This is a genomic window from Flavobacterium rhizosphaerae (assembly GCF_046000445.1).
Lineage (GTDB): Bacteria > Bacteroidota > Bacteroidia > Flavobacteriales > Flavobacteriaceae > Flavobacterium > Flavobacterium rhizosphaerae.
The window spans coordinates 2,314-15,383 of the sequence record NZ_JBELPZ010000003.1 but is presented as its reverse complement, the minus strand read 5'-3'; the positions used below and the strand labels follow the sequence as shown (position 1 = coordinate 15,383).

The 13,070-nt window shown below is 40.9% G+C and carries 7 protein-coding genes and 1 tRNA gene; 4 read left to right on the top strand and 4 right to left on the bottom strand.

All coding sequences use genetic code 11. The features are described from left to right. Positions 1 to 80 precede the first annotated feature (80 nt). The 4 genes from purL to ABS766_RS04350 all read right to left on the bottom strand — a co-directional run bounded on the left by purL (position 81) and on the right by ABS766_RS04350 (position 10,018). Positions 81 to 3,737, bottom strand: a complete 3,657-nt coding sequence (gene purL, locus ABS766_RS04365; RefSeq protein WP_408083903.1) for a phosphoribosylformylglycinamidine synthase — start codon at positions 3,735 to 3,737, stop codon at positions 81 to 83. Between the two features lie 118 nt (positions 3,738 to 3,855). Next, positions 3,856 to 7,569: a T9SS type A sorting domain-containing protein gene (locus tag ABS766_RS04360; RefSeq protein WP_408083902.1), complete on the bottom strand. Its 3,714-nt coding sequence runs from the start codon at positions 7,567 to 7,569 to the stop codon at positions 3,856 to 3,858. A 225-nt stretch (positions 7,570 to 7,794) separates the two neighbouring features. Continuing rightward, positions 7,795 to 8,364: a DUF1579 domain-containing protein gene (locus ABS766_RS04355; RefSeq protein WP_408083901.1), complete on the bottom strand. Its 570-nt coding sequence runs from the start codon at positions 8,362 to 8,364 to the stop codon at positions 7,795 to 7,797. 58 nt (positions 8,365 to 8,422) lie between these two features. Beyond that, positions 8,423 to 10,018, bottom strand: coding sequence for a hypothetical protein (locus ABS766_RS04350; protein WP_408083900.1), 1,596 nt, complete (start codon positions 10,016 to 10,018; stop codon positions 8,423 to 8,425). 164 nt (positions 10,019 to 10,182) lie between these two features. Here ABS766_RS04350 and ABS766_RS04345 point away from each other — a divergent pair, with 164 nt between their 5' ends. The 4 genes from ABS766_RS04345 to ABS766_RS04330 all read left to right on the top strand — a co-directional run bounded on the left by ABS766_RS04345 (position 10,183) and on the right by ABS766_RS04330 (position 12,666). Next, positions 10,183 to 10,620, top strand: a complete 438-nt coding sequence (locus ABS766_RS04345) for a PaaI family thioesterase (RefSeq protein ID WP_408083899.1) — start codon at positions 10,183 to 10,185, stop codon at positions 10,618 to 10,620. Between the two features lie 24 nt (positions 10,621 to 10,644). Continuing rightward, complete coding sequence (locus ABS766_RS04340; protein ID WP_408083898.1) at positions 10,645 to 11,697, top strand: isochorismate synthase; 1,053 nt, start codon at positions 10,645 to 10,647, stop codon at positions 11,695 to 11,697. A gap of 110 nt (positions 11,698 to 11,807) precedes the next feature. After that, the gene (bshB1, locus tag ABS766_RS04335) at positions 11,808 to 12,524 is read left to right on the top strand and encodes a bacillithiol biosynthesis deacetylase BshB1 (RefSeq protein ID WP_408083897.1); all 717 of its coding nucleotides are present in this window, start codon (positions 11,808 to 11,810) and stop codon (positions 12,522 to 12,524) included. Between the two features lie 65 nt (positions 12,525 to 12,589). Further along, positions 12,590 to 12,666, top strand: a tRNA-His gene (locus ABS766_RS04330). Positions 12,667 to 13,070 lie beyond the last annotated feature (404 nt).

Genomic DNA, 13,070 nt, shown 5'->3' with positions numbered 1-13,070 from the left:
TTGATAGTAAAGGTAAGAAATTATAATAAAAAACGCCCCTGTTTCCAGAGGCGTCTATCATATCATCTTAGTCTTAACGTCTATTTATTTTCCAGCCACAGCCTTGCATTTACAAACGCCTCATGCCAAGGGCTAACGGCATCTTTACGGCCTTCGGGGTAATACGCCCAGTTCCACTGGAACATAGAGCGCTCTATGTGTGGCATCATTACCAGGTGGCGGCCATCATTACTGCTCATCATGGCAACATCAAAATGGCTGCCGTTAGGGTTGGCAGGGTATCCGTTGTAGGCATATTTTGCTACAATGCTGTATTTATCTTCGTCATACGGCAGGTCAAACTTACCCTCGCCGTGGCTTATCCATACCCCCAGCGTGCTGCCTGCAAGTGAGCGTAGCATAACCGAGTTGTTTTCCTGTACTTTAACCGAGGTAAAGCCGCTTTCGTGCTTGTGGCTGTCGTTATGCAGCATACGCGGTTTTTCTTCATGGTCGGGGTTAATAAGCCCAAGCTCTATAAACAGCTGGCAGCCGTTACAGATACCCACCGAAAGAGTGTCTTCGCGCTTAAAGAAATTTTCCAAAGCCGTACGGGCTTTCTCGTTATACAAAAACGCACCTGCCCAGCCTTTGGCCGATCCCAGTACATCTGAATTTGAGAAACCCCCTACAGCGCCTATAAACTGTATATCTTCAAGGGTTTCACGCCCGCTGATAAGGTCGGTCATGTGTACATCTTTTACATCAAAACCGGCAAGATACATGGCGTTTGCCATTTCGCGCTCTGAGTTAGAGCCTTTCTCGCGGATGATAGCTGCCTTTGGCCTTTCGCCCTCGCAGCGCGCCGTTAGCCTGCCTGTAAAATGACCGGGGAATTTATATTGCAGCGGTTGCGATTTGTAGTTTACATAACGCTCTTTGGCTTTTTGCTCGCCGCTTTGTTTACGGTCTAATAAATACGACGTTTTAAACCAGGTATCACGGGTTTCGGCTACATCAAACGTAAGGCTGGTACCTGCATTTTTAATAGTGACTGAAGCGCCTTCTTTCGGCTGGCCTATTTTAGCAAAGTTAACGCTATTGGCTGTAAGTGTTTCTTCTATTGCCGACTCAGCCTGTATTACAAGCCCTATATTTTCAGCAAATAAAACTTTTACGGTATCGGCCTCTCCAAGTGCGGTAAGGTCATACTCCGCGCCAAGGTTTACTTCGGCAAAGCTCATTTCCAGCAGGGTAGTAATAAGTCCGCCACTGCCTATATCGTGCCCGGCAGCAATTTTACCGTCTTTAATAAGCTTCTGTATGGTATTAAATGCTGTTTTAAATTTAGCGGCATCGGTAATGGTAGGCACATCGTTACCCACTTTATTTAATACCTGTGCAAAACTCGAACCGCCCAGCTTAAAGCTGTCGTTACTCAGATTAATGTAGTAAATGTTACCGCCGTTGCGTTTTAGTACCGGCTCTACCACTTTGGTAATGTCATTACAGTTACCCGCAGCCGAAATAATTACGGTACCTGGTGCAATTACATCGCCATCAGGGTATTTTTGCTTCATTGAAAGCGAATCTTTACCTGTTGGTATGTTGATGCCCAGTTCAATGGCAAAGTCTGAACAGGCTTCAACCGCTTCGTATAGCCTTGCATCTTCACCCTCGTTTTTACACGCCCACATCCAGTTAGCTGAAAGTGATACGCTTTTCAGGTTGTCTTTGAGTGGTGCAAAAACAATATTAGAAAGGGCTTCTGCAATAGCCGTGCGGCTTGCCGCAGCAGGGTTTACCAACGCCGAAACAGGCGAGTGGCCTATGGTGGTGGCTATACCTTCTTTCCCGGCATAATCCAGCGCCATAACGCCCACGTTATTAAGCGGAAGCTGTAACGGCCCGGCGGTTTGCTGTTTGGCTACCTTACCGCCCACGCAGCGGTCTACCTTATTGGTAAGCCAGTCTTTACAGGCAACGGCCTCAAGCTGTAGCACCTGGTTAAGGTATTGGTGTATATTTTCCTGGGTATATTCAAGGCCGCTGTAGTTAGCAGCAACCGTTTTATCTGTCATTATAGTTTTTGGCGATGACCCAAACATGTCTTCTAAGGCGAAGTCCATTGGTTTGGCGCCTGTAGTCTTACTTTCAAAAGTAAACCTGTGGTCTCCGGTAACATCACCCACGGTATACATTGGGCTGCGCTCTCGGTCGGCAATACGTTGCAGGGTATCTATATCCTTTTGCCCGATAACAAGCCCCATACGCTCCTGGCTTTCGTTGCCGATAATTTCTTTTGCCGAAAGGGTAGGATCGCCCACCGGAAGTTTGTCAAGGTCTATAAGCCCACCGGTTTCCTCTACCAGTTCGCTCAGGCAGTTCAGGTGGCCGCCTGCGCCGTGGTCATGTATAGAAACAATAGGGTTTTCGTCGCTCTCTACCATGCCGCGTACGGCATTGGCGGCACGCTTTTGCATTTCCGGGTTAGAGCGCTGTACCGCGTTAAGCTCAATCCCGCTGCTGAATTCTCCCGTATCAGCCGAGGATACGGCTGCGCCACCCATACCAATACGGTAGTTTTCACCGCCCAGTATTACAATCTTGTCACCTTCATGCGGTTTTTTCTTTGCTGCCTGGTTTTCTTTGCCATAGCCAATACCACCGGCAAGCATTATCACTTTATCAAAGCCTAACTTACGGTTGGCTTCTTCGTGTTCAAACGTGAGTACAGAACCCGCAATAAGCGGTTGCCCGAATTTATTACCGAAATCAGAAGCACCATTAGAGGCTTTTATCAATATATCCATAGGTGTCTGGTACAGCCATTTGCGTTCGGCCATGCCTTTTTCCCAGGGCCTGTCGGCTTCCAGGCGTGAATACGCTGTCATATACACTGCTGTACCTGCAAGCGGTAATGATCCCTGCCCGCCGGCCAGCCTGTCGCGAATTTCTCCACCGCTACCCGTAGCAGCGCCGTTAAAAGGTTCTACCGTAGTGGGGAAGTTATGGGTTTCGGCTTTTACTGAAATAACCGAATCAAAATCTTTTACTTCATAAAAATCAGGCTTATCTGCGCTTTTTGGTGCAAACTGCTGCACACGCGGCCCTTTTATAAAGGCTACGTTGTCTTTATAAGCTGATACAATATCGTTAGGGTTTTCCTGGCTTGTTTTCTTGATCAGTTTGAAAAGCGAAGATGGTTTTTCCTCACCATCAATTACAAACGTTCCGTTGAATATTTTATGGCGGCAGTGCTCTGAATTTACCTGACTGAAGCCGAAAACTTCGCTGTCGGTAAGTTTCCTGCCCAGTTTTTCTGAAAGGTTATTCAGGTACTCTACTTCTTCCGGATTAAGCGAAAGCCCTTCTTTTTCGTTATATGCCTCAATATCATCAATTTCTATTATGGGTTCGGGCTGAATATTTATGGTATAAATATCCTGGTTTAGCCCGTTGTATTTTTGCGATAGCATCGGGTCAAAATCTGTAAAACCTTCTTCTGTCTTAAAAAATTCCTCAATACGGATAATGCCTGTAATGCCCATGTTCTGGGTTATTTCTACGGCATTAGTACTCCAGGGGGTTATCATGGCGGCACGCGGGCCAACAAAAAAATCCGTCAGGGCGGATTTCTCTATTTTATGTGCGTTGCCAAAAAGCCAGTTTAGTTTTGAGATGTCTTCAGCCGAAAGCTCGTTTTGCGCCTGTACCGCAAAAACAGTATTGGTCTGGTTTCCAAAGAAATGGATCATACGGAATAGTTATGTTGTTGAAAGGCGCAAAATTAAGCAATTATTTGATATTCTGAAACGGGGTTTCAATAAAAAAAATCCCGCTCAACGGCGGGATTCTGTTATATAATGATATGGTTTAATTTTTAACCACTATTATTTTTGTAATAGTTTCTTTATTGTTTACAAGACGTATAAAATAATTTCCTGCCTGATGGTTGCTTAGGTCAACCTGAAGGTTTGTGGCAGTATTTACTTTTTGTGTTTTAATAAGCTGCCCTAATGTATTAAATATGCTCATCTCAAATTCCTGCTCTTCGTAATTAGTAAAGTTTAGGTTAAAGATGCCATTGCTGGGGTTTGGTGAGACCGAAACATCAGCGGTGCCGTTGTGTGGCGCCATAAGCCTGCCCTGTATTACCGGATTAGAGTTAGGTACAAGGCGTGTTACATAATTTGCCTGGTTGTTATTATAAGCTGTAAAAGTTCCGCCCACAACAATTTTACCATCGGGCTGCAATTTTATTTTTCTTACCGCGCCATTAGTAAATGGGTCATTATAAAAACCTGCCCCCGTAACAAAAGAAGGATCAAAGCTGCCGTTACTGTTTAAGCGTGCTATAAGTTTGGTATTGTTGTTATTAAAAGAAGTAAAGTCTCCACCTACAATAATTTTTAATGTGTTTGGGTCTACAGCTACTGAGTTAATACCAGCATTTGAACTTAATTGCGGATTAAACGATGAAAAAGGGAATAAAGTGCCCGAAGCTGATATTTGAGCTATATTTTTTGGGCCAACATGGTTGTAAGAAGCAAAATATCCTCCAAGTAGAAGACCGCTGCTGGTACGCTCAATAGCATTTACCCTCTCGTAAATACTGGTGTCTATATGTTTTCCTATAGTAAAGCTTGTATCAAATGCCCCATTTGCAGATACTTTGTATAGTATAGCCAGTCCGGAAGGAACTTTGAGGAAAGTACCCCCCACAAGTATAGAATTATCTGGCATTACATACATATCCCACACATTGCCTATATTATCAATTAGTGCTGATGTAAATGTATTATCAGAAACACCGGATGGACTAAAACGGGCAACCTGAGTTTTAGTAAATCCCGGACTGTTATTTATCATATCAAAATTACCGCCTGCTATTATGCCGCCATTGCTTTGAAATTTTATACAATTTACCTGCGGGATAGAAGTAGGATATTCAGGGCTCATCTGGAATATATTATTCACAAAACTATTATCCAGGCTTCCATCCGGGTATAAACGGGCAAGGCAGTTTTTTGGTACACCGGTTGTAGTGGCGGTAAAACGTCCTCCCACCAAAATCCTGTTACTTTGTAACGCAATACTGTATACTACATTATTAAAACCTATAGCATTAGGGTCAAAACTTTCATCTAAAGAAAGGTCCGGCTTAAGCCTTGCAATACGGTTACGCGGCACATTATTATACGTTGTAAATGCCCCGCCTATTAATATATATCCGTCAGGCTGCAGTTCTACAGCAAATACAGTATTGTTAGCACCCGTACCAGGATTGAGCCCGTTATTTATACAAATATTAACTGTGGCCGTATCGCATACCGATGTGCCATTGTAGGTATAACATATACTATAATCCAGTACATAAGTACCAAACGGTGTGTTTGCCGGTATAGTAATAATACCTGTAGGGCTAATGGTAACATTGTTTAACCCGCCATCATTTATAAGTGTTATGGTTATCTGGCTATCATTAACAGGCTGGCCGTTAAAGGTGTCATTAGCCGTAACATCTCCCGATGTATCTCCTGTAAGGCCATTTAGACATACCGACATAAAATTATCATCATTGGCAATAATAACAGGTGTGCCAACTGTTATGGTAACTGTAGCCTGACTACAGTTATAACTGCTTAAGCTATCACATATTTTATAGGTAAATGTATAAGTGCCCGATGGCGCCGATGCGGGTACGGTAACGGTGCCTGTAGTTGTATTAAATGTTATAGGCGATGGTACAGATGTAACTAATGATATATATACATTTGATGTTGTTGCCGCAGCCCCGGAATAGGTGTCATTGCTTAAAACATTAAACTGCAACCCAGCACCTATTACAGCAGATGCAGTATCATCAACGGCGTTAATTACACCCAATACGCTTACAGTTATAGTAGCAGTATCGCAAAAAGTGTTATTAGGGGTAGCACATAATTGATAGGTAAGGGTGTAAATGCCCGGTGTTACAGAAGCGGCTACAGAAAGATTTCCTGAAGTTGAAAAACTAAATCCCGAAGGCGGATTAACTAAAGAAACAGTAGAGTTTGATGATGTTGCCTGAACCCCGTTGACATTATCATTCATGCGTACGCTAACCCCTATGGTACTACCTGCAAACATTTGGTAAACATCATTGTTTGCTGTAATGCTCTGTGTTACTGTAATAGTAACAGTTGCTGAATCGCAGGTACATGTAGCTACCTGACTGCAAACTTGATATACAAGGGTATATGTACCTGCCGGAGTATTGGCTGCTACCGTAACGGCGCCTGTAGAAGTATTTAATGATATACCGGTGTTGCTACTTGATATCTGGGTTAAAGAATTGTTTGATAATGTAATGGGTGAACCGTTTAGAACATCATTGGCCAAAACATTACTTACTGCTGTACCCCCGGCGACAGTTACTGTGCCACTATCATTATTTGCAGTGATGTTTAAAGGTTTTCCTTTAAGCCTCGCTATAGATTTACGGGAATAATTGTTATAAGTAGGGAAATCTCCACAGATATAAAAATCCTTATTTTGTTTTACAAAAATTTTCTGAACCCTTGAGAAAGGGTTGCCTAGGCCAGGATCAGAGTTAAAGCAATAATGTGTATAGCCACTGTAAGCTAACCTTGAAATCCCCCTCCTGTTAAATCCCCCGGTGGTGCCAAATGTACCTCCTATCAGTATACTTCCATCGTCTAAAGATGCAACAGCTTTTACATCGGTTACAGAGCCTCCCGGGTTTGTAATAGTTGGGTCAACAAAATTAGTATCAAGTGCACCGCTTGAATTTACGCGTATAAAATGTTTGCGTGTGGTGCCACTAAAAGTAAAATTACCGCCTATAAGTACGGCATTATTGTTATCAAGTGTTATAGCCAAAACAGTGCCGTTAATCCCTGAAACATTAAATGAAGTATCTAAAGTACCGTTTGAATTTAAACGTGCTATCTTTTGTTTTGTATAACCGTTGTATGTAGAAAAGTTTCCGCCAATTAATACACTACCATCAGGATAAAATTTAATGTCATAAATTGTAGGGGTTGTTCCGCCAACTCCCGTACCTCCTGCATTAAAAGTGTAATCTGTAGTGCCATTTGCATTAAGGCAGATAAGATTAGTGCCTGAATTTGACATACCTCCAATAAGTATTTTTCCTGTTCCCGGCTGTTCTTTAATTACCAGTATATTATAAAGAGAAGAGGGTATGTTAGGAGTGAAAGAACTGTAATAGACCCCTGTTGGAGATACTTTGATAATGTAGTTTTGACCTGTTCCGGCATAATTGGTAAAGCTGCCCCCAATTACAATATCGCCATTACTTAATACGCAAAGTGCCGAAATATAGCCATTAGTAAAACCATTTATAGTTAAGGTTGCATTGCCTGTATTGTTATACTTTTTTACTACAGGCGGAGTATTGCTAACGGAATATGCTACTATAGGGTTTTCTGAATTGTCCATAGTACTCACTGTTCCGGAATCTATGGGTATATTAGCATTAAAGCTTGTGTCTAAGGAGCCATCCTGGGCTGTTACACTAATACATGCCAGCAATGTTGCCAGCAAAAAATAAATTTTTCTCATAAGGTTGTCTGGTTTTTAAATTTTTACTAAAATTAGAGTAATATTTTTAACAAAAACCGTTGTTTATGAGTGGTTTATCTGAATTTTGTGTAATGTATAGGAGTTGTATAGGCAGTATATAAAGAATTAACAGTAAGTTGAGTTTTTATATAAGGTATTACACGTTGTTATATTATAAAAAAAATCCGGCCTTTAGAGCCGGATCCAAACGAGATATAATAAAAACTATTTTTTTCTTGTAAGTACTATTTCCATGCTTTTATGTTCTTTACCGTCTTTAGTATCAAACATTTCTATTTTGCGTGTATTTTCATCTACAAGTGTATAAATTTCGCGTGTTGTAATGGTTTTACCATCAACAGGATCGGTTGATTGTCCTTCAAAAACAAATCTTTTATTGTTTATGTCCAGTTTTCCTTTAGATACCAGCAATCCTGTACCCATGTTATCTATCCATGTAGATTTAAATTCTTTAGAAGCGTTGTCAAAGGCAAGAATACTTCTACCTTCAAAAGGCATTCCCATAATTGTACCTTTATAGCGGCTTTCCTGATAGCGGCCACCCATAATCATGTTAATCTCTACATTGGCAGTATATTCTTGCGGTGCTGCATCAGGAGATGTAAATAGTTTCATTTTAGCATCCCAGCTGCCGGTTTCTTTTTCCATTATGGCATGGTTTTTACCTGGAGCCATATACTCTGCCCATGCTTTTGCTTCAGCATCTGTCTGGGCATTTATACTATTGGTAAGTAAGCAAAATACTGCCCCAACTACTACGTATAATTTTTTCATATTATTGTTTTTTAAGTTGTTATGTAAAAATAGTGTTTTTCTAAGAAGTTGTTGCAAATTATTCTTCTGGTACTTCGCGGCTTTCATAGGCACCAATATCAGGATCATCAGTGCGTAATACATTGGTAATATCATACGGTATTTGTGCAGCAATGGCATCATCCGCCTGCCCTTGTGCCGCAGATTCATCTTTTGTTATAGTAAGGTCATTATTTTGCGGATTAAAAAATGCCGGATTATTGTTTGTAGAATTTTCAGCAATCAGGCATCCGGTATATGTAACCAGGCCGCCACCTTCAAATTGATAAAAAGGGTCATTTCTAAACTGCTGGCTAAAATCAGAAAATTTAAGCAGGCAATGGTTAAGTGTTGCATTTATGGTAGTGCTGTCATCTAGTTTTTCAAATAAAATACCATAGTTGCCAGAGCCGTATAGTATGCAATTATCAAAAATTAAATCTAAATTACTCACATAAAGCTGGTTTCCGGCATCGGTAGATACGTACTGGTAATCATTTGCAATAACAGGAACCTGGTTATAGCTGTTAAAGTAGTTGGCAAAAGTACATTGTTTAAACCTGTAATAGCCGCCTAGTGTACAGGCAAGGCCAGCCTCCCCGGCATTATTAATAACAACATTGTTACCTGTTATATGTGCATTGCGAGCTAAAAGCCCCACGTTAGAGTTGTTATATATCTGTACATTATGCATTTTAAGTGTTTCATCTGTGCCGTCATGGCCTTCGGCTAAAATACCTACTGTAGCATTTTTAATAATGAGGTTGTTAAGGTTATGCCTGGTACTGCCTTCCTGTAGCCATATGGTGAACCACTGCCCCGGTATATCGGCAAAATCAGGCTCCAGGCGGTCGCCTTCAAAAATTACCTGGTTTTCTTCTATGCCCGCATCGGTTTCGTTACCTATTTTTAGTGTGCCCCCATTTTTAACAATCAGACCGCTATCAGCATGAAAGTGTACATGTGCCCCGGGCTGAACGGTAAGTGTTTCCCCCGGTGGTACAGCGGCAAAGCCATATACAACATAAGGTTTGGTGTTTGTCCATACATATTCGTCATTGTGGTCATCATGTTCCAGGTTAAAACCATATATCAGTGTGTCATCATCTTCGCTTATGCTTATAGCCTCATATAGCCCCTCTTCATTACGCTGCGGATAAAGGAATATAGCATCCTGAACCAAAGTAACCAGTTCTACAGTCTGGTAATTGGTACCACTGTCAAATTCAATTTTATCGGTATATAAAAAGGTAGTTTCGTTATTGGCATATTCACTATAATCAATAGTAGTTTCAATAAAAATAAACATGCTGTCTTTAGCCAGCAGCTCTACATTATTAAATATTTTTCCGGCAACGCTGCCACTACCCATGCCATCGCCATCAATCATCATGCGGTATTTTGAGGTTTCGCCCTGTGCCAGTTTTATGCTGGGTATTTTAATGTCTTTATTACTGTTATTGTATACTTTAAGTGTATATGTGCTGGAACCTATATTACTAAAAACAGTATCAAGGTATACGGTATCCCTTGAAAAGCTAAGATTTTCCTGGCTGGTTTCAAACTCAAAGTCTTCCCGGCAGGAAGTTAATGATAAAACAAAACCAATACATATAAATAAAAGGAGATGGCGCATGTTATAGTTCAATTTTTGGTAAAAGTAGATATAAATTTTTGAAACATGAAAAAGCATTATCCATCTAAACGCCGCTAAGCGTTTTTTAGTTTATTACAATACAAACAGCAATGCATTAAATCTGGATTACCGCCATATTTTGTACCTTTACTAAAATTTTTTTTATGCCTTTTGATAAAGAAGAAGCCCTAAAAATGTGCAATGCTTTTTGCCGTAATACCCTAATGGATACGTTAGAGATAGTGTTTACCGATGCAGGCGAAGGTTTTTTAGAAGCCCAAATGCCGGTTAACCAGCGTGTACACCAGCCTATGGGCTTACTGCATGGCGGCGCTACCGTAGCACTGGCAGAAAGTGTGGGCAGTGCCGCATCATTATTATTTGTTAACCCCCAATTGTATGAGGTGCGCGGAATAGAAATATCTGCCAACCACCTGCGCAGCAAACGCGAGGGTATTGTAACGGGTACAGCCCGCATAATACACCAGGGCCGCAGCCTGCATTTATGGGAAATACGCATAACCGATGAGCAGGGCAGGCTTATCTCTCTTTGTAAACTTACCAATATGGTGTTGCCCAATAAAAAGCGCGGTTCCATATAAACCAAAACATCACTCCATATAGTAATGGCTGATATTCTCTCTAAACTCAGTGAACAATTAAAATCCCAAAAACCGTTTGCAGTATATGCAAAGCCGGGCAGCACAACCCTTATAGGTGTTTTTCAGGATGATGATTCAGAAAATACAGTAAAAGATTTTAGCGAGGCGGGTTTTGTGTTTGCGCCTTTCCAAAATGGTAAAATCGTTCACATTCCGTACAAAAATTCACAGGTTCATGTGAACGATTTAGAGGTAAAAACGGTAGGTATTTCACACTTGGGTTTGCCCCCTGTGAACGAAAATGCCAAAGCAGATTTTGAAGCACTGGTTATAAAAAGTGTTGCAGAAATAAAAAAAGATAATTTTCAAAAACTGGTAACGTCAAGAACTGAATTTGTAGAAGCCAGGAAAAGTATTACCGAAATATTCAGCACACTGCTGCAACTTTATCCCAATGCTTTCCGATATTGTTTTTATAGCCCTTCAACAGGATTGTGGATGGGGGCAACACCTGAACAGCTTTTACAAACTGAAGGTGATACGCTAAAAACAGTAGCTCTTGCCGGTACACAAGTGTATGATGCTGAAAAAGAAGCGGTTTGGGGAGAAAAAGAAAAGCAGGAGCAGCAGTTTGTAACCGATTATATAGTAAGTATCCTTAAGAATGTCACCAGAAATAGTAATATTTCAGCCCCTTATACATTTCGGGCAGGCAACATTGTGCATTTAAAAACTGATATTTCTGCTTCATTTGGCAATACTACATTGCAAAATATAATAATGGCTTTGCATCCCACGCCCGCAGTTTGTGGTTTACCCAAATATGAAGCCCGGGATTTTATCGTTCATAATGAAGGGTATAACCGTGAATACTATAGTGGATTTTTGGGCGAGCTAAACCATGACTTTAAAACCGGTCACCCCACTACAGATCTATTTGTAAACTTACGCAGCATGAAGCTGTGGGAGGGCAGGGCACAACTTTTTATTGGTTGCGGCATTACGAAAGACAGCGACCCGGAAAAGGAATTTTTTGAAACTGTAAACAAAAGTATGACCATGCGCCGGGTGTTGTAGGCAACTCATCTGTCCAATTCCAAAGCAGGCCTTACCCAGGTTCTCCTTTGCTTTTGCCGATTTGTTACTTCAAAACTTTGTACCTTTGCCTCTCAGAAACAAAACATAAAATGAAACTTGATATATTAGTATTTGGCGCGCATCCTGATGATGTAGAACTTAGTTGTGGCGCCACCATAGCAAAAGAAATCTCTTTAGGCAAAAAAGTGGGAATTATAGACCTCACCCGGGGCGAACTTGGTACACGCGGCTCTGCTGAAATAAGGGATAAAGAAGCTGCCCGGGCAGGTGAAATTCTGGGAGTTACCCTGCGGGAAAATATGCGCTTTCGCGATGGCTTTTTTATCAATGATGAAGCACACCAGCTGGAAATTATAAAAAAGGTAAGGCAGTACCAGCCTGATATTGTAATTGCCAATGCAGTAGAAGACCGTCATATAGACCACGGTAAAGGTAGTAAACTGGTTTCAGATGGGTGTTTTCTCTCCGGCCTCCGCCGTATTGAAACCGAATCGGACAATATGCCGCAGCAACCCTGGAGACCTAGATCAGTATACCATTATATACAATGGAAGAATCTTACACCCGATTTTGTGGTAGATGTAACGGGATTTATGGATATAAAAGTGTCATCAATAATGGCATATAAATCCCAGTTTTATGATCCGGACAGTAAAGAACCGGTTACACCCATTGCTACAAAAAATTTTAAAGACAGTATTTTATACCGCGCAGCAGACCTTGGCAGACTTATAAATAGCGAATATGCAGAAGGATTTACTACAGAAAGGCTATTGGCTGTTAATGCATTAGAAGATCTGTTGTAAAAAACAACAAAAATATTTGGATAAAACACTAAACACGCATATATTTGCACTCGCAAAATAAAATGGTGATTGTAGCTCAGTTGGTTAGAGCGTCGGATTGTGGTTCCGAAGGTCGTGGGTTCGAGACCCATCATTCACCCCAAAAGCCTAAATCTCACTCCCTGTGAGCATTTAGGCTTTTTTTATTTACTTTTCAAAACATGTAGTTTTTTTGACCGGCAATGTAAATTACTGTTATGATTAAAACTTTTAATAGGTATTTCCCGAATGAAATTTTGGGGAACTGAAAAATTGAAGACTACTACCTCAAAGCTTTTCTTTAGAAATACTGTATGTTGAGTATTGTTTTTTTTTTTGACCCAAGCTTAGAATCCTCAAGGCTTCCCGAACCTCAATATCTATAAAAACCTTGCAGAATGAAAGGCTGCTGTTGAATTTAAGTTAGAGATGTTTTGCAAACTATTCCAATCTATTCCAATCTATTCCAATCTATTCCAATCTATTCCAATCTATTCCAATCTATTCCAATCTATTCCAATCTATTCC